The sequence below is a fragment of the Xanthomonas sp. WHRI 7064 genome (assembly GCF_040202355.2).
GTDB lineage: Bacteria > Pseudomonadota > Gammaproteobacteria > Xanthomonadales > Xanthomonadaceae > Xanthomonas > Xanthomonas arboricola.
In genome coordinates this window covers 593,666-611,504 of sequence record NZ_CP167821.1, presented here as the reverse complement: position 1 = coordinate 611,504, position 17,839 = coordinate 593,666, and the positions used below count along the sequence as shown (strand labels likewise).

Sequence of the window (17,839 nt, the reverse complement as noted above, 5' to 3'; positions counted from 1 at the left end):
GCGATGCAACCGCATCGCCAGTTCCCGCGAGCGCATGGCGCGCAGCAGGACCGACAACAAACGACAGGCGTCACCGTGGTGACGCCTGTCGTTGCGGCATGCGGCGCGATTGGATCAACTGCAGCATCGACCGCTCACGGCCGGCCATTTTCCCACTGGCGAAGTGCCTCGCTCTCGTGCAATGCATGCCTGAGCGTCGTCAACCCGGTGTCCAGGGTCTCGGTCAGGTTGTTGCGCGGCACGCCGCTGAACATCGCCGCCTGCCCGGCGTGCAGCTCATCGCGCACGGTGTCGATGGTCGCAATCGAGACGGACTGCGTGTCGATCTCCGTGAGTAGTTTCTCCAGCGCATCATGCAATCTGACCGCCTGCGGCCCCGGTGCAGGCGCAAGCGGCTGCCCCTCCTCCAGGGCGCGCGCAATCTGCGCCTGTGTCGGCGCAAACATCGCGATCGCCTCGTTGATCGGCTCGGCCAATGACTGAAGCGTGCGTGCGATGGTGCGTTGATGACTGGCTGCGCTGACGGCACGCTGCTGATCCAGCCGCGTCGCCTGGGTGGTGTTGGCACCGTTCTTGGCCTTGAGCGCATTCCAGACCGTATCGTTGAACAAGGTCTGCACCGCCTGTTGCACGACCGTGGCGGGGGAGTTGGCGGCTTCGCCTGCAACGCTGCCGTTTGCATTGCCACCACGCAAGGGCGCGGCGATCAGGCGGCCGGCCCCGAGCGAGGCGAAGTTGGCCAGCACGTTGCTGAGCATGTGACGGCCCAGCACATCGCGTAGCGCAGTGGTGACCGCATTGGTGGTGCTCAAGGCCTGCCTGGCCAACGCCAGGCCTTCCTTCCCGGTCTCCAGCAGATAGTTGGGGGGGAACCGCACAGCGTCGGACCATTGCGCAGGCCGACGCGTCTTGTCCGGCAATGCCAACGCAAACAGATTCAGCCGCTGCTGTCCGCCAAGCAGGTCGGGGACACTCATCTGGCCGGTACGCGCCACCGCCTTGCCGGTTTCAAGCATCGCCTTCTGCACGACTCCTGCGCCGCCGATGGCGAGCGCGCTCAGGCCCAGCTGGCCGGCCGGCGTGCGCGTGCCCGGGTCGTCGGAGGTTCGCCGCGCCGCGTTGAATCCCGCGTTGATCGTCGGCTTGAGCAACAAGGTGTCCAGGGACTTGTCGTCCAGGGTCGATTGCCACTGGGTGATGCCCTGGCGAAGGTCGTAGGTCTGCGCCTTGAGCTCCGCAAGCGTGGCTGCGTCGCCCTCGCCCGGGCGTGTGAAACGCTTGCCCTCGGCAGTGATCTCCAGCAGGGCCGGTGGCGGATCGGGCACCAGGATCTTGGGGTCGATGGCCTGGAACCGCGGCAGGTTGGCGACGCGCGCGCGCCGGTCCATTGCCGGGATCAGCAACGTATCGCTGGTATAGGACATCAGGCCCGCCACCGCGCCGGACAGCGTCGTCGTACTCAGCGTTTCCGATCCGGGTGCACGCGCACCATCGTAGGCTGCGCCTGCCGCGAGACCGAACGGGGTGCGCATCGAGCCGATGATGAAGGCCCTGAGACATTCGTAGGCGATCGGCCAAGCCGCCTTCGCGCCAGCCGTCTTCATGTCGCCGGCGATCTGGTATCCGGCATCCGGCCCGAACGCCGCGATGCGTTCCTGCACGCGCGCGTCCGCCCATTCCAGATATGCGGCCTGCAGTGCCTCCTGATCCTCCGAGGGGGCGGCAAATGGCAGGTCAACCAGGCGTGCACGTAGCTGCGCCTTCAACTCAGCCGCTGCCGATGCACTGCGCTGCGCATGGGTCGTTGCAGCGGCAGGTGACTGCGGCTCATCGACAACCGAGGGCGTGGGGCTGGCCTGCGCAGTGTGAAACGATGCATCCGTCAGCTCGGAAGAATGCGACGACTGCGAGGACTCCGAGCGATGGGGTGCGCCATGCGAGGATTCGGCCTGCGTCGTGCCGGCGGTGACGCGACGCGACAACGGTGCGCGACGACCGCGCAGCACCGGCCCCGAAGACAGGCCTGCGAGCGGCCCGGGCGGCGAGCGCGTCTGTGCCGGGGTCACGGTGTCCTCGGCCTGCGTTGGGTGTGCGGGCGCAGAAGTTGTTGAGCGGCTGCTGGAAGCGGTCCCGATGTTGCTGGTGAGTTTCATGAGGCCACCTCGGCCGCGCTACCGGCCTGCGTCACCAGCGCGTCAAGCACCACACGGGCAACCACTTGCCCGCGCTCCAGCGCGGTGGCCACGGCATCGGGCGTGCGCTCGAGCAACAGCGGGCAGACACACAACAGGCCAAGATCCGAGAGCGTGAGCCGCCAGCCGTATTCGGTCAGCAATTGTTCCTGCAGCGCCAGCAGCGTCACCACCTCATCGCCGCCGAGCTCGCGTGCGGCCAACGGCAGGATCACTTCCGGAAACGCCGTCACTTCGCCCTGCTGCGTCTGCGTGTGGACACGGCACAGCATGCCCGCAGGCCCAAGGATGGTTTCGCCTCCGCCGAGTCGTTGCGCGAGCTCTCCCGGTAGCCCGAGACGGACTCCCAGGCTGGTGAAAAACGTGTCGTTTGCTGTGTGGAGATTTCCCAATTCCGACATTATCCGAAGCCCTCGAGAAAGTATGCGATGAATACCGATACATCCATTCCGGTAGGACAAAGTCTCCGCCACGGAACGCATACCGGGGTAAAGCCCTGCGAAAGACTCTTGCTGCGGGCGAAGATGGCTTGCTGGAAACGGTGCAACCGAGACCTAGATCAAGTGCACCGCACTCCGGAGCAACGCGAGGTCGAACGATCGGCAAGACGTGATCGATGACGCAAGCGCGGTAGTCAATGCCCACACACGCCAACCAATTCGAGCAAGCGGACCATCTTAAGCAGTGCCAGACGGCGGCTAGTGGACTTCATACCAAGCAGCTACGAACGCGACACAGGTCGTTTTTCCGAGCATCCAGGACCAGGTTGCGCAAAACCGATCTGGGATTAACGCGCTTGCGCCCCCGGATATTCGATTCGTATCGATATGCCCCACTTCGCGATGCAGGTCGCAGAAGTGGTCAGCGTGGCGCATTGTTGCCGCCCGTAGCGGCCACCAAAACTCAAACGTGGATTCGCTATCGCGCGTTGTGCTTCACACCTATTTCATCAATACAAGCGAGTGGTATTCATGAAGGTTTCTTCCGCACCCCAGACAGCACGTTCCTACGATAACCATGTGGCGAATTCACCGAATGCCGAAAGGCAGAGTAGGCCGACCACAAGAACCGACGGAGCGCTTGCACAACTTCCGGGACGTCCCGCCCCGAAAAGATATCGCACCGCTTCCAAGCCCGCTCTGTCGACCGCGCAGGCACAGCAGATGCGGCCACTTGGCATGCCGCCATTCCACGCAGGCACCAGCAATGATTGCGGTCTTCATACGATTGCGGCACTGACCGGGCTCGCCGAGGCGGACGTGGTCAACGGACTGGGCCTGACGCCAGACAACATTCAGTACATCAGCCAGCATGGCATGACGCCCGACCAGTTCACCTGGGCGATCACCAAATTCGAGAACTCCAACGTCAGACACCAGCGCGGATCGCCGCAAGACCTTGCCAATGCGCTGCATGAGCTTCCAAACTACGAAAAGATTGCGATCGGCATGGAGCGTCATTCCGGCATCGGACACCTTGTCGCAGGAATGCGCCAGGGCGAAAAACTGGTGATCTGGGATCGTCAGGTCAACCATGTGACAGAAGTGAAAACCAGAGAGGAGCTATTGAATTATTTCAATATCCATAATGTATCTAGTGTTCAAACGTGGTCCCGTCAATGATCTCCAGTAGTCCGTAGCTATCCGCAGGCGACTGGAAAGAACCATCTGTCACGCCGTCTGCACTTGCTGCAGGGCTGCAGCCCAAGTGCTCAGCCCTGCATTGATTCGTCGCAAACAGCAGCCGGAAAGATACATTGGCGTTCAAAGCAGCAGGATTGTGGCTGCCAACTGCTCAAGGCGCGCGGGTAACCATTGCCCTACGCGCTATCGATCGAAAAAGCTGCGCCCGCCCAGCACTCTGGAGCAGCAAGACGGCCCGATGCAGCGCCCTGCTATGCGCCAACCTGGCTTGCACGGACACTCTCGCCCGCATTGGTGAGCCTGCGTGAGCGGCCGATTTTGCTGCGATCACCGTATATCGAACCGCGAACGCATGTGTTTGAAGATCAAGTGATCGGCATGCCAATGCTTCGGGTGATCATCGCGAACGCCCTCTGCTCCTCTCACAGCGAACGCCGAACAAAGGCGATCATTACCTGCGCCGCCCACCCCTCAGATTCCTGAGATTTTCCTTCGTGTCCGCCTCGAAGTTGTCCGCAACTTCCTTCGGGATAATCTGTTTCCCCAGCGGTATTCCGCCCGTGTCCTCCAGCTTATGGTGGATTTCGCCTTCTTTCTTCTCTTTATCCAATCGCACCTCTTCATAATGCAGGCCCGCCAACACAGGCGCCTTGAGCATGTCGGTCGATCGATTAATGTCGTTGCCTACCAAATATCCTTTAAACCCGTTAATGCGCTCTTGCCCCTTGGTTGCGCCCTTGCCTTCTCCTTTGACTACGCCCTCGCCTGCGCCATTGGTCATGCCTTCGCCTGCGCCCTTGGCCGCGCCCCCGGTTGCCCCCTTGGCCGCCCCCTCGCCTGCGCCCTTGGTCACCCCTTTGGCTGCGCCCTCGGCGACCCCCTTGGCGACTCCCTTGGCTGCGAGTCTGGCCGAGGGTCCACCGGCGGCCCCCACCACCGCCCCGGCCATGTTGATACCGGCGAGTTCCCACGCCAGTTTCATGTCGCCACCTTGCAGCGCGGTGTCGATCACCTGGGCGGCCTGCGCTTCGCTCTCCAATGCCAGCGCTCCTACATCGGCAATCTCGCCAATGATGGGGATGCCGTTCAACGCACTCAACCCTACGGAGGCCCAGTCCATGATCTTGCTGTCCCACTTGAGGAATTCATGCAAGCCCTTGCCGACGGTACCGATGTCTTTCTTCTTCTGCTTGATCTCGGGTTGATCGGCCTTGCCCATCAACATGTCCGCCACAGCCTTCTTCTGGTCGGGCGACGTGGCCGCGTGCGTAGGTGATTTATCGACGGTCTTGTTGGCCGCCGTCATGTGATCGTAGAACTGCTGAAAATCCTTGTTGCTGATCTTGCCCGAGTCGACGACATGGCCACCGCCGAAGAAGCTGTGGGGCTTCTTGTAGCCGGTGATCGAATTATTCAACAAGCCGAACAGCAGCGGGTCGCCCAATAGCTGTTTGGCAGCATCGCGCACCGCGGGGTCGGCTTTGTCGTCCTTGACGATCGTGTCGAGCTTGTCGCGGGTCACCTCCTTGCCATCGCCGAAGAACGCATCCTGGTGGCTGTTGATGGTGTCCAGCGTTTTCAATTCCGGTGCGGTCAGGTGCATCTGCGATGTGGATTTCTGCAGAAAATCCGGCGTACTCATCGAACCCGCATCTCCCGCCAGCGCCTTCCACTGGTCGGGATGCTCACGAAAATACTGCGCGGCGGCGATGACCTGTGGTGGGCACTTCTGGGTCTTGCTGTCGCCTTCGACAAGGTGCTTGAAGGCATCCTGGTTCAGATCCTTCGGCAGATAGTCCGAATAGCGATACAACTCGCGCATCGCGTCGCTTTCGGTCATGACCGTTGGCTGGGTCTTGTCCGGGCTGTCCGAGGCCACATAGTTCTGCGTGTAGCCCTTGGCTTGCTTGTTGGCGTATTCCGCAACCTGCGCGTGGCCGGCCGAGAATTTTCTCAGATCACCGGCCTTGATCTTGCCACCGCACTTGCCATCGCCCTGCGAGCCGATGGCGAAGAACAGCCGCGGATCCTTCTGCAGTTCCGTCAATGCCTGCTTCAAATCCGGCGGCGTCGCCGGATCGTTGATCTTTGCATCCAGGTCAGCCCACGCGACCGGCAGCTTGTCCTTGTGGCGATCGAGCGTGGTGACGATCTCCAGCTCGTTCTGGGTAAGTGTCCCGCCATCCCATGTGACCGAAGAGCCGTCCACCGGCGGCGGCAGCTCGCGCCCTTTCATCTTTTCAGGATTGTAGGTCGCGTTCTTGCCACCCAACGCGGTCACCTGCGGGTGACGGTCGGCAAAGTCGTAGAGGTTGGCGGCGATGAGCGTGCCGTTGCACTTGCCCTGGTCATCATGGTGGTGCTTGCCGTGGCCCTGGGATGCCAATGCGAAGAACAGGCCAGGATCCTGCTGCAGGCCTTGCAGCGCTTGTTTCATGTCCGGCGGCGTGGCTGGGTCGTTGATCTTTTCGTCGAGCTTGGCGAACTCGATCGGCATCATGTCGCGATGCTGATTAAGCGTGGAGACGATGTCGAGTTGCTGCTGCGTGAGCGTGCCGCCGTCCCAGGTCACCGTTGAACCTTGTGCGGCAGGCGGCGGTGTCGCCCCCTTGATGTTTTTGGGATTGAACTCGGCATTCTTGCCGCCCAGGTCAGTGACCTGTTGATGGTGGTCGGCGAAATCCCACAAGTCCTCGGCCTTGATCTTGCCGCCGCATTTGCCGTCGCCCTGCGAGCCGATGGCAAAGAACAGGCGCGGATCTTTCTGCAAGCCTTGCAGCGCGCTCTTCAGATCGGCGGGCGTGGACGGATCATTGATCGTGTCGTCGAGTTTTGCGAACTCAAGCGGCATCTTGTCCTTGTGCTGATTGAGTGTGGAAACAATCTGGAGCTCCGATGCGGTGAGCGTGCCGCCGTCCCATGTCACCGATGAGCCATCCACCGCAGGCGGTAGTCTGGATCCCTTGATGTCCTTGGCATCGAACGGGGTCGATGGGCTCGGCCAGGACGTGCGTTTCTCGATCGGCTGGCCGGCTTGCACATCGTCCGCTGAAGGCGTGCCCAACCCCGGAACGTCGCTGCCTGATTCACTGATTGGCGTGTTGCCGTAGGTGGCGGCAATCAGATTATAAATCTGCTGCAAAAACAGGTTGTCCATCGCCAGCAATAGATCGGAGTCGTTCATGGCCGAATCGGATCCGGGTGCCTCCGACGACGACGCGTCATCCGTCAGAGGTAGAAACAGACCGGCGGCACTCCCGGTCGAAAGCGTGTTGAGCGACATGTGCGGCCTCGCAGTGACATAGCAGTGACAGAGCAGCTGCATATGAGTACATGCTCATACGGTCACACGGGCATGTCTCATGCGGCGAGCACAAATGGTGCCACTCCCGCTACGCGACGCACGCACCAATGAACTATTTTGGCGAAAAAAGCGCAGGAAACGTGCATGGGCGACACCCTCACCCGACATCAGCTCGGGGGGGGGGCCGATCAACGCGCCCGGAGCGCGCATGGCGTGATCAGCTCTGGCAAATGCGGTCATCCTGCTCGGAGCGAATGCCAGGCCTCGAAGCCGGGCATAGATGTCGACCGCGCTCTCCATCAGGGCAGTGGCACCTGTCCGTTGAAGCCGGCTGATGCCCGGCCGCAACCCCGCTCATTCCGATGGAAGCGGGAGCTGCGCCAGCAGTTTGTCCAGCGTGATCGGGTACTCGCGCACACGGATGCCGGTGGCGTTGTAGATGGCATTGGCGATGGCCGGTGCCACACCCGTCAACCCCACTTCGCCGACGCCCTTGGCCTTGAGCGGCGACATGGTGGGGTCGACCTCGTCGATGAAGTGCGCCTCCAGATGCGGAATGTCGGCATGCACGGGGACTTCGTAGCCGGCCAGATCGTGATTGACGAAAAAGCCCAGGCGGCGATCCACTGCCATCTCTTCCATCAGCGCGGCACCGACGCCCATCACCATGCCGCCGATGATCTGGCTTCTGGCAGTCTTCGGGTTGAGGATGCGGCCGGCTGCACACACCGCCAGCAGGCGCCGCACGCGGATCTCGCCGGTGTAGCCGTTGACGGCCACTTGCGCAAAATGCGCGCCGAAGGTCTGCTGGGCGTAGCGCTCCTTCAGGCCAGCGAACTCCATCGCATCCTCGACCATGATGTCGTGCTGCGCTGCCGCCTGGCGCAAGGGCACGCGGCGCGTGCCGGCCGTGACCATGCCGTCGGCAAACTGCGCCGCGTCCACCGGCATGCCAAGCCGCTGGGCGATCGCCTGACGCAAGGCGACGCACGCTGCATACACGCCCGCGGTGACCGAGGCCGCACCCTGCTGACCGCCCGACCCTGGCGTCTCCGGGAAACTGGAATCGCCCAGGCGGACGACGACCTGATGCAGTGGCACGCCCAGCATCTCCGCAGCGGTCTGCGCCACGATGGTGTAGCTGCCCGTGCCGATGTCGGTCATGTCGGTCTCGATAGTCACCGTACCGGTGCGGTCCAGCCGCGCACGCGCACCCGCCTTGGAAATCGGCGCGCCGCGCACCGCAGCGGCCATGCCCATGCCGATCAGCCATTGCCCGTCGCGCACGCTTGCCGGCCGCGCCAGCCGTTGGCTCCAACCGAAACGTTCGGCACCTTCCTGCAGGCAGTCGACGAACGCGCGCGTGGAAAACGGCTTGCCCGGGTTCTCCGGATCCACCTGGGTGTCGTTGAGGATGCGCAGCGCAACCGGATCCAGGGCGAGCCGTTCTGCCAGCTCGTCCATGGCGATTTCCAGCGCCATCAAGCCGGGCGCCTCGCCGGGCGCGCGCATCGCATTGCCTTCGGCAAGGTCGAGTACGGCAAGACGTACCTGGGTCATCCTGTTCGCGCCTGCGTACAGCACGCGGGTCGAAAGCGTCGTGGGTTCGGTACGCCCGCCAGGCAGATTGCCGGACCAGCTTTCGTGGCCAATGGCGGTGAGCCGCCCATCGCGTGTGGCGCCCAGCCGGATCCGCTGGATCGTCGCCGGCCGATGGATGGTGCTGTTGAACATCAGCGGGCGTTGCAGCGCCACCTTGACCGGCCTGCCGACCGCCTTGGCAGCGAGTGCGGCCATGACCAGATCCGACTGGACCGTGCCCTTGCCTCCGAAGCCGCCGCCGATATACGGCGAGAGCAAACGAATGTGGTGTTTGGGAATGCCGAGGATCTTGCCCAGATCGCGCCGGCCCCAGTTCATCTGCTGGATCGAGGTGCGGCAGGTGAGCTGATCGCCCTGCCAACTGGCGATGCTGGCATGCGGCTCCATCATCGCGTGCGCCTGGTCCGGCGTGGTGTAGCGGGCATCGACCTTGACCGGCGCGGCCGCAAAGGCCGCGTCGAAGTCGCCTACCGCGGTTTGCGGTGGACCGCCAAATGGCGCCTGTTGTGCGATCGGCGCGCTATCCAGCTGTTGCGCCAGATCGTAGCGGCCGGTCTCACGCACATAGTCCACGCGCACCAGCGCAGCGGCCGCACGCGCTTGCTCGAAGGTGTCGGCCACCACCACCGCAACAGGCTGGTGATAATGCTCGACCTCGGGCGCGGCCAGGAAACGTTGCACGTAGAACTCGCCGGTGCCCAGAGCCTGGGTATTCTTGTAGGTGAGCACATGCAGCACGCCGGCAGCTTTCGCAGCGGCGGTGGTGTCGATGTGCGCAATGCGCCCCTTGGCGATTGCAGCGCCGACGATGTAGCCATACGCCAGCTCCTGCAGGTTGTCGTGCCACTCGTAGGCGTAAGGCGCGCTGCCCGTCACCTTGAGCGGGCCTTCGATACGGTCCACGGGCTTGCCGACGACGGTGAGTTGGTCGATGGGAGTGAGGCCTGCCGGCGTGTCGAACTTCATTGAGCGTATCTCCAGCGCAGCAGTCGAGAGCTGCGTATCGGGCAGTGCGATCGCGTGCTGTCGTTTCCTGCCCAACAGATGGCTGGGTTGCCAACGGGCTGGGGCTGCGCACACGAGCACATGGCCAGCTGTTGTACCAAACCCCAGGAGCACCGACGCTGGCCAGGCCGGGATGCGCTTATGAGAATTTCTCAGCAATCACTTATCGCGTCTGGGCATCAGGGGCAGGACCGCAGACAACCATCGTAGAACGCTGCCACATTACCCGGGCCCTGCGGAAGCATTCCTCAGCGTCTACCGAACATGTGTTGGCGCTCCTCGTCACTGAGCGGCTTTCCGGCATTCGGGTTGACCTGCTCCTTGAGCGCATAAGCACGTTGCACTGCCGGGCGTGCGGCAATGGCGCCCTGCCAGCGCCGCAGGTGCGGAAACGCGTCGTAATCGGGCTTCAGGTCGCCGTAGACCTCGAACCACGGATAGCTCGCCATGTCGGCAATGCCGTACTCGGCGCCAGCGACGAAGCTGTGCTCTGCCAGGCGCTGGTCGAGCACACGATGCAGTCGACGCACCTCGGCCTTGTAGCGATCGATGGCATAGGGAATGGTCTCCTGCGCATAGACGCTGAAGTGCGCCATCTGCCCGCTCATCGGACCAAGGCCGCCCACCTGCCAGAACAACCACTCCAGGGCATCGAGGCGGCTGCGTGCATCCGCAGGCAGGAACCGGCCGGTCTTCTCCGCAAGATACAGCAGGATCGCACCAGACTCGAAAACGCTCAGCGGCGCACCACCATCGGCCGGAGCGTGATCAACAATCACCGGCATCTTGTTGTTGGGCGAGATCCGCTGGAACTCAAGCGTGAACTGGTCGCCCTTGCCGATGTTGACCGGCTTGAGCGTGTAGTCCAGACCGACCTCTTCCAGGAACACGGTGACCTTGTGGCCGTTTGGAGTGGGCCAATAGTAGAGATCTATCATCGTCTGCTCCTAATGGCGTGGCCATTCGAATGCTGACAAACCCATGGCGAAATGCAGAGCGCGCCTGTACTTCCGGCGGCAACTGGCCAGGCCTGCATCGCTACGGGATCAAGGCCTGGCCGGCACACGGGCGAAAAATGCAGCGCGTTGCTGCGCTGCTGCAAGGCTCAAGCTCAGCCGAAGGTCACAACGAGCCGTCCGGTGACATGCCCCTGGGCACTCAGGTCATGCGCCGCTGCAAGATCCTGCAGCTGGAAGGTCTGTGCGACCGGCAATGTAAAAGCTCCCGCGACACACAGCGCCGCAACCTGCTCCAGCACCTTGGTCGCGCTGTCCTTGTCCATCGGCTCAAAGGAGGTCTTCGCCCCGTACTGCGGTGCAGTGAGATCGGAGATCGACACCACCTTCGACGGGCTACCGGTGATCGCCACCAACTCCGGAATCATTCCAGAATCGACCACATCGAGCGCAGCGTGTACCCCTGCTGGTGCGAGCTCGGCAACACGTTGGGAAAGACCCAGGCCGTAGGTGGTCGGGATCGCTCCCAACGAACGTAGGTAGTCATGCTTTGGCTCGCTCGCCGTGCCGATGGTGCGGATACCGGCAACACGCGCGAGCTGGAGTGCGGCAGAACCCACGCCGCCGGCAGCACCGCTGACCAATAACGTCTCCCCGGGCTTGACGCCCACCTGATCGATGATGCGTGCAGCCGTTTCGGCGGCGACCGCGAGGCCAGCTGCTTCCTCGAATGTCAGTGCGTCAGGCTTGGCAGCCCACTCATCCAGGATGGCGTATTCCGCCATCGTAGCGTTGCCTTTGCCAAACACGCTCCTGCCCAGCAGATCGGCCGGGACGCCGTCACCAACCGCATCGATCACGCCCGAGGCCTCGCACCCGCTTCCTGCGGGAAACGCAAGCGGCATCATTGCATGCATGTATCCGGCACGCAGTTTCCAGTCGATCGGATTGACTGCTGCCGCCCTGACCCGGATACGAACCTGACCCGGACCCGGCACCGGCTTATCGATCTCTTCGATCCTGAGGACCTCGGAGCCACCATAGGCGTGGAAACGTACTGCTTTCATGCGAGCATTCCTTGAAGACGTGAGTGAATGAAGTGACAACCCGAAGGGCACCGTGAGCTGGAGTGCACCCGTGAACCTCGGGATCCTGTCGACGCCGCCATTGTTTGCCCGCCCAAACCCAGCGCATAGTCCCGAATACCTGGACATGATGTCTTGCAAATGGAACACCCCTTGGATATCGCAGCCCTTGCAGACTTCAACCTTGTCGTGATCCACGGGGGCTTCGGAAGCGCAAGCCGTGCCACTGGGCAACCCAAGGCCACCTTGTCTCGTCGAGTACGTTCGCTTGAAGAGAGCCTTGGCGTACGCCTGGTTGAACGGGGCGGCCACAAGCTACGGCTCACGCCGGAAGGCGAAGTTCTACACGCGAGAACGTCCGACCCCTTCGGCGAAATCGCCCAGGTGGTTGAGGAGTTGAAATCAGGCATCGGCCGGCCACGCGGTGTGCTACGCATCAGTGCGCCGCTGCTGTTTTCGCATATCGCCATGGGGCGCATCGGCGCAGCCTTCCTGCGCGCGCATCCGGATGTGCAGCTGGAGGTGACTGCGGAAGACCGCCTGGTCGACCTGGTGGAAGACGGTTACGACATCGTGATCCGCTTCAACCCACCGACGGACGACAAGCTGGTCGGCCGGCGCTTCCTCAATGACCAATTGGTGCTTGTCGCTCCGCCGGACCTGAGCCGCCCTCAAGCCGGCGAAGCGGCTGCTTCCGGTATAGAACTCCAGGTCATCACACGCATTGGCCGCAAGGTCATTCCTGCGTGGAAGGTCGTCGATAAAGACGGGCACCTGTGCACCTACCTCCCCAAGCCGGTGCTCTGGTACTCGACGCCGCTCCTGATCAGAAATGCGGTGCTGGCTGGTGCCGGTGCAGCCGTGGTGCCGCGCTCCGCCGTGGCTGAAGACATCGCCAGCGGCAGGGTCGCCGAATGGGGCGTCGTGCAGGCACCGCTGCTCGAAGGCTGGGTGTTGCATGCCTCACGTCGCCTTGTAAGCCCCAAGGTGACCGCATTCGTCGAGTTTCTGTGCGGACATTTTTCCAAAGACACGCTTTAGCGGCTTCCGGTGTCGACGCATCCTCGCTCAGAGGTCGAATAGACGTTCTGGAGTACGTGCTCGTTGATACGCAAACTGCAGCTGCGACTCAAGTGGACCGAAGCAGTCACCCTCATGCAACGCATTCCTTCACCCCTGGATTGTTGAATGCCGCAAGAGAAGAGCAGTTGTAGCGAAAGAAGCGCCATGGTAGAAAGCGGCTGTCGAAAGAGTGCTGACCGGATGGTAGCCCGGTCGCCGTTCAAGTGAATGGCAACTCCTCCCGCTTCAGGGTATCCGCGACACCTCAGCCCCGGCATGCCGGTAGCGAAGGTGTGGCCGCTGATGCCTGGTTCATCGTCGACATACCTTCTACATTTCTTTGCGAAGGATCCAAGACGATGAAGCTCACACACAACACCATCCTCATCACTGGCGGCGCGACGGGAATCGGTCTTGCCCTGGCAAGGCGCTTTGTCGCCGACGGCAACCAGGTCATCATCTGCGGTCGCACTGCATCCTCTCTTGCGCAGGCAAAGGCTGAAGTCCCCGGCGTGATCACGCGCATCTGCGATGTGGCAGATCCAACCAGCCGCGACGCGCTCACACAGTGGCTGCAGGATGAGCACCCCACCCTCAACGCCATCGTCAACAATGCTGGCATCCAGGTGCATCGCGACTTTACGGCAGACCCCGGGATGGACACCCTCGAGCAAGAGGTGGCTATCAACTTCACTGCGCCAATCCATCTGATAAGCCGTCTGCTGCCTTTGCTACAGCAGCAACCCAGCGCCTATATCTTTAATGTCAGCTCCGGCCTGGCGTTTTCGCCGATGGCCGATGTCCCGGTTTACTGCGCCACCAAGGCTGCAATCCACTCGTTTACGCTCAGCCTGCGGCATCAGTTGCGGGAAACCAGGGTCCGTGTGATCGAGATCGCGCCCCCTATCGTCGATACCGGTTTGGGTGGCAACAAGCGCAGCGGCGGTGTCTCCAACAACATGATGGTCAGCGCAGAAGAGTTCGTCGATCAGGCATTCGTGCAGCTTGAAGCGGGCAAGGACGAGGTTCTGGTCGGCATCTCCGCTAAGACGCGCGAGTTGGGAGAAGCAATGTTCGACCGCATGAACAGCCGCGCATAGTTCGACCTTGCAACTGACTCCGTGATCGCCGTTGAAGGTTGACGCTTGTGCTGAAAGATTGGCGGTGATCTGGAAACGTTCGACCATCTACGTTGAGCAAGCGCGTGGCCTCGCACATGCAAGGCCACGCTCCATGCGCTTGAAGCTCCATGCACCATCAACCAGAAGGACACTCAATCGCTTGCCTTGAGTTGCTTGACCACCACCTTGCCGACCGCGCGTACCGAGGCCGGATTCCGACCAATGATAAGGCGACCATCAATGACGATCTTTTCAGGCCAATTGGTTGCTGGCTGGTGCGTCGCGGCGCGTTTCGCCAGCGTACTTGCCAACAGATCAAGTGCGAGCCTGTTGGCTCGCCACTATCGCCACGGATCGAATGGCTGATGACAAACGCAGCGTGTCGACTTGACCGCGTGAGACGTCCCTTCGCCGTCCTTGATTCTTGACTGAGTCCCTGTCAATGACAGCGCAGCAACAGTCAGTGATCGCCCGCCGCAAAGAGAACTTCCCAATTGACGAAAGGCCCGAACGGGATCACGTCCCAATCAATCAGGCCGACCTTGGCCAGGGGGAACTCGGCAAGCGCAGATTTCGCAGCTGCCACCGAATCTGCCTCAGCGATGATCACGACACCGGGACGATCCTGCCGGAAGTAGATGTCACGGATGACGCCGTCCTTGTAGTGCTGCCAACTATGCCGGACCTCTTCCATCATGTACGGCTGGTACTTTTCCAGGGTTGCGCCCGGCTGCGGGATATCGAGGCAAAGCAATCTCATGGTCAATGTCCTTGGTTGGGTGTAAGGCGATTCAAGTGCTGCAAAAGCGGCGGGTCGTTTCAGCAACACGGCGACCCAGGTACTCTGCGGTTCTGAGATCACTGGCAGGCGGAGCCAGCTCTGGAGCTTGGTCGTTGTTGGACTGCGTCATCACACCCAGCCAACTCCCGAGACGATTGAGATCGTCGACTCCTCCACTGCTGCTACTGTTGCCCGGCATCAGATCCAGGCCCACCCAGATCATCCCGTGCTGCGCGGCAAACAACGCCATCGAGACAAGCGAATTGAGTTTGTCGCCGTGCTGCGCACCAGAGTTGGTGAAGCCTGCCGCGACCTTGTCGCGCCACTTCATTCCCGTCCATGCCGCCTTGGTCGAGTCTTCAAAGAACTTCTTCAACCTCGCGCTGATCATTCCGTTGTAGGTAGGCGATCCAAAAACGATCGCATCACTTGCTTCAAGCGCTATCCAGTCGATCATCTCATCAGCCACTGCAATCAACCGCACATCGACATCGTCGACCTGCCCGGCGCCGCTTGCCACGGCCTCGGCGACCCGGGTGGTATGGCCAAAACCGCTGTCGTACACGATGGAAATCAGCATCTGCCTGCCTGTCAATTATGTTGGTGCGGTGGTGCTTCCTCGAACGGCAATGAACGAGTCAAGCGCGCGCTACGCATCTGCCGCCGCTGCATTCGAGACGTACCTGCAGGACTATAAAGTAGAAGCCAGGCCGGCATTGGTGGCCATTTTTCCAGGGCATGCATCCGCATTTTCTACAATGGCAACAGCTGAGACCTCGCGTAAGATCCATCGAAGTTTCTGCGGAGCAGCAACGACGCGGGCCGGAGAACAATGCACTCCTGAAGTGAGCCAATCGCCAAGTCACCAAGCGACCCAATGAAGAACGATGCAGTGAGACACGCTTTTTTCCCCATAGCCCGTACGGAGTGGCCAGGGCCTGCCATGGTCATCATTCCTACCTCAGCCGGCTTGCTTCGAAAGCTGCGAACACAAGGACCATCACGTGCGAAACAGGTTTGATGGTGTACAGCTGTTCGTCGAGGTCGTTGAGGCCGGGGGCTTCGCCAAGGCAGGCCAGCGGCTCTCACTCACGCGCTCAGCAGTGGGAAAAGCGATAGCGCGTTTGGAGGACCGGCTCGGCGTTCAGCTCTTTCAGCGAACCACCAGATCACAATGCCTGACCGAAGACGGTCAGCAGTATTACGAGCGCTGCCTTCGCGCGATAGAAGAATTGCGGGTTGGAGAAGTCATGCTGGAGAACGGCCAACGGGAAGTGGCCGGCAAGCTCCGCGTCACCCTGCCAGTCCTGTTCGGCCGGCATTGCGTGGCGCCTATATTGCGCTCGTATGCACGGCAGCATCCCAAGCTAGAACTCGAACTGCACCTGAGTGATCGCAGTGTGGATCTCATTGCAGAGGGCTTCGATCTGGCGGTGCGTAATGGAGTGGTAGCAAACGGCTCGTCGTTGCGCTCTCGCCGCCTGCTAAGTCAACGCAAGGTTCTATGTGTCTCCCAGGACTACCTGGCGGCACATGGGGAGCCGCGCACGCTTGAGGATCTGGCAGACCATGCGTTGCTTCCGTACTGGCGCAATGGTCATGGCCTTGTCTGGCGTCTTCCAAATGCCCAGGGGCAGCTCGTCGACGTTGCGGTCAGCTCACGTATGCGCCTCAACGATCTGGAGGTGATTGCAGCCGCAGCAACAGAAGGCATGGGGCTGGCGTGGCTCCCCTACTGGCTGGTTCGGGAACGGATGCAAGGTGGGGAACTTGTAGAAATCTGGGGAGATCGGCCAAGTACGGTCATGGAATGCAGCGCGGTGTGGCCAGCCATGCAGTATTTGCCGCTGCGATCGCGCCTGGCAATCGACCTGCTCGCCGCGGAGCTTGAGAAGTGGAAAGAGGAATGAACCGTAGCGCGACCGCAGAGAAGCGCGCGTCCATGAAGTTCGAACCTGGCGTCTGGGCCATGTACGCGGTTGCGACCAAAGAACAGCCGCGAGCTGGGCTCTTGTTTGACGAGACTCAATCACACGAGCAGCCGTGAATCTGGCGCCCGAATCATCTTCAGCACTACACAGCACACTACCGATGAAGACAGATGAATCTTAATCGCGCAGACCTGGCCGACTTTGTCTATTTCCTGACCATTGCGCGGCATCTGAGCTTTAGCCGTGCTGCCACAGAGCTTGGGGTGAGTTCTTCAGCACTGAGCCACGCCATCAAGGGCCTGGAAACGCGTCTGGCAGTCAGGCTTCTTCACCGCACCAGCCGCAGCGTCACGCTGACAGCTGCCGGCGAACAGCTGCTACAGGCGATATCTGGGCCGTTTGGAGCCATCGGCGAGGCCATTGAGCTGCTGAACCAGCACAGGAATTCGCCCGCCGGCCGTATCCGGCTCAATGTCATCAACGATGCAGTGCCGCTCCTGCTCGGCCCGGTGCTGCCGATCTTTGCGGAACGCTATCCCAAGGTGGAAGTAGATATTGTTTCGACCAATCGGATGATCGACATCGTCGAGGGAGGCTTTGATGCCGGGATTCGCTACGGTGGAACCGTCCCGGAAGACATGATTGCCCAGCGGCTATCGCCGGACATCCGATGGGTGGTCGCCGGGGCGCCCACCTACCTCGCACGCCATGGCATACCGCAGCATCCGCTCGACCTTCACCATCATCGGTGCGTGCGCATCCGGCTGGGCAATGACCGCATCTATCGCTGGGAGCTCGAAAAAGGCAGCGAACTCCTGACTGTCGACGTGCCCGGGACCATGACGATTGACGACACCAGGCTGGCCCTGGCCCTCCTCACCGGCGGAGCAGGATTGGTCTATGCGCCCGAGCCAGTACTGGCTCCGTTGCTTGCCGCGGGCACCGCCCGGCTCGTGCTGGAGGACTGGGCCAGCCCTGGCCCCGGCTTTCATCTCTACTACTCGAGCCGACGGCAACTACCTAATGGCTTACGCCTATTGCTCGATCTGGTCCGCGAGCTCGGCCCGCTCGGCAGCTAAAAATCATCTGCTGTCACCAGCCCGAACGTGACTGCACCCGGCGTGCGCGACCTACGGTTCGCGTGCCCTGGTGGGCAG

At 61.6% G+C, this 17,839-nt stretch carries 15 protein-coding genes; 6 read left to right on the top strand and 9 right to left on the bottom strand.

The features are described 5' to 3' along the window. Window positions 1–134: 134 nt before the first annotated feature. On the bottom strand, window positions 135–2,153 hold the full coding sequence (gene xopF1, locus ABQY74_RS02615; RefSeq protein WP_349793274.1) for a type III secretion system effector XopF1: 2,019 nt from the start codon (window positions 2,151–2,153) through the stop codon (window positions 135–137). Beyond that, window positions 2,150–2,593 (bottom strand): Hpa3 family type III secretion system protein, encoded by a 444-nt coding sequence (gene hap3, locus ABQY74_RS02610; protein WP_349793272.1) that lies wholly within the window; start codon window positions 2,591–2,593, stop codon window positions 2,150–2,152. Before hap3 ends, xopF1 begins: the two co-directional genes overlap by 4 nt. Before the next feature lie 570 nt (window positions 2,594–3,163). Here hap3 and ABQY74_RS02605 point away from each other — a divergent pair. Continuing rightward, window positions 3,164–3,814, top strand: a complete 651-nt coding sequence (locus ABQY74_RS02605) for a hypothetical protein (RefSeq protein ID WP_349793270.1) — start codon at window positions 3,164–3,166, stop codon at window positions 3,812–3,814. Window positions 3,815–4,286: 472 nt separating this feature from the next. Here ABQY74_RS02605 and ABQY74_RS02600 read toward each other — a convergent pair whose 3' ends face one another. The 4 genes from ABQY74_RS02600 to ABQY74_RS02585 all read right to left on the bottom strand — a co-directional run bounded on the left by ABQY74_RS02600 (window position 4,287) and on the right by ABQY74_RS02585 (window position 11,769). Then, window positions 4,287–7,118 (bottom strand): HrpF/NolX family T3SS translocon protein, encoded by a 2,832-nt coding sequence (locus ABQY74_RS02600; RefSeq protein WP_349793268.1) that lies wholly within the window; start codon window positions 7,116–7,118, stop codon window positions 4,287–4,289. A gap of 375 nt (window positions 7,119–7,493) precedes the next feature. Then, window positions 7,494–9,707: an aldehyde oxidoreductase molybdenum-binding subunit PaoC gene (gene paoC, locus ABQY74_RS02595; RefSeq protein WP_349793266.1), complete on the bottom strand. Its 2,214-nt coding sequence runs from the start codon at window positions 9,705–9,707 to the stop codon at window positions 7,494–7,496. Window positions 9,708–9,994: 287 nt separating this feature from the next. Next, window positions 9,995–10,684, bottom strand: coding sequence for a glutathione binding-like protein (locus tag ABQY74_RS02590; RefSeq protein ID WP_104601183.1), 690 nt, complete (start codon window positions 10,682–10,684; stop codon window positions 9,995–9,997). Window positions 10,685–10,857: 173 nt separating this feature from the next. After that, window positions 10,858–11,769 carry an NADP-dependent oxidoreductase gene (locus ABQY74_RS02585; protein WP_065050372.1) on the bottom strand — a complete coding sequence of 304 codons (912 nt, stop codon included), beginning with the start codon at window positions 11,767–11,769 and terminating at the stop codon, window positions 10,858–10,860. Window positions 11,770–11,928: 159 nt separating this feature from the next. On the opposite strand from ABQY74_RS02585, the gene ABQY74_RS02580 reads away from it, so the two are divergent. Together ABQY74_RS02580 and ABQY74_RS02575 are read left to right on the top strand one after the other, a co-directional pair. Beyond that, the gene (locus ABQY74_RS02580) at window positions 11,929–12,828 is read left to right on the top strand and encodes a LysR family transcriptional regulator (RefSeq protein ID WP_253657853.1); all 900 of its coding nucleotides are present in this window, start codon (window positions 11,929–11,931) and stop codon (window positions 12,826–12,828) included. Between the two features lie 380 nt (window positions 12,829–13,208). Then, a complete protein-coding gene (locus ABQY74_RS02575) occupies window positions 13,209–13,949 on the top strand; it encodes an SDR family oxidoreductase (RefSeq protein ID WP_104601414.1) in 741 nt (246 codons plus the stop codon). 173 nt (window positions 13,950–14,122) lie between these two features. Here ABQY74_RS02575 and ABQY74_RS02570 read toward each other — a convergent pair whose 3' ends face one another. The 3 genes from ABQY74_RS02570 to ABQY74_RS02560 form a co-directional block, all read right to left on the bottom strand. Further along, window positions 14,123–14,281 carry a hypothetical protein gene (locus ABQY74_RS02570; RefSeq protein ID WP_155273620.1) on the bottom strand — a complete coding sequence of 53 codons (159 nt, stop codon included), beginning with the start codon at window positions 14,279–14,281 and terminating at the stop codon, window positions 14,123–14,125. A gap of 149 nt (window positions 14,282–14,430) precedes the next feature. Further along, the gene (locus tag ABQY74_RS02565; protein WP_349793262.1) at window positions 14,431–14,730 is read right to left on the bottom strand and encodes a superoxide dismutase; all 300 of its coding nucleotides are present in this window, start codon (window positions 14,728–14,730) and stop codon (window positions 14,431–14,433) included. Between the two features lie 31 nt (window positions 14,731–14,761). Continuing rightward, entirely contained in the window at window positions 14,762–15,331 is a 570-nt protein-coding gene (locus tag ABQY74_RS02560; RefSeq protein WP_016901383.1) for a flavodoxin family protein, read from the bottom strand. Here ABQY74_RS02560 and ABQY74_RS02555 point away from each other — a divergent pair. The 3 genes from ABQY74_RS02555 to ABQY74_RS02545 all read left to right on the top strand — a co-directional run bounded on the left by ABQY74_RS02555 (window position 15,318) and on the right by ABQY74_RS02545 (window position 17,761). Continuing rightward, window positions 15,318–15,632 (top strand): hypothetical protein, encoded by a 315-nt coding sequence (locus ABQY74_RS02555; RefSeq protein WP_372470026.1) that lies wholly within the window; start codon window positions 15,318–15,320, stop codon window positions 15,630–15,632. The two genes, ABQY74_RS02560 and ABQY74_RS02555, sit on opposite strands and share 14 nt — an antisense overlap. A gap of 123 nt (window positions 15,633–15,755) precedes the next feature. Continuing rightward, the gene (locus ABQY74_RS02550; RefSeq protein ID WP_349793259.1) at window positions 15,756–16,661 is read left to right on the top strand and encodes a LysR family transcriptional regulator; all 906 of its coding nucleotides are present in this window, start codon (window positions 15,756–15,758) and stop codon (window positions 16,659–16,661) included. A 191-nt stretch (window positions 16,662–16,852) separates the two neighbouring features. Beyond that, window positions 16,853–17,761: a LysR family transcriptional regulator gene (locus tag ABQY74_RS02545; RefSeq protein WP_349793257.1), complete on the top strand. Its 909-nt coding sequence runs from the start codon at window positions 16,853–16,855 to the stop codon at window positions 17,759–17,761. Window positions 17,762–17,839 lie beyond the last annotated feature (78 nt).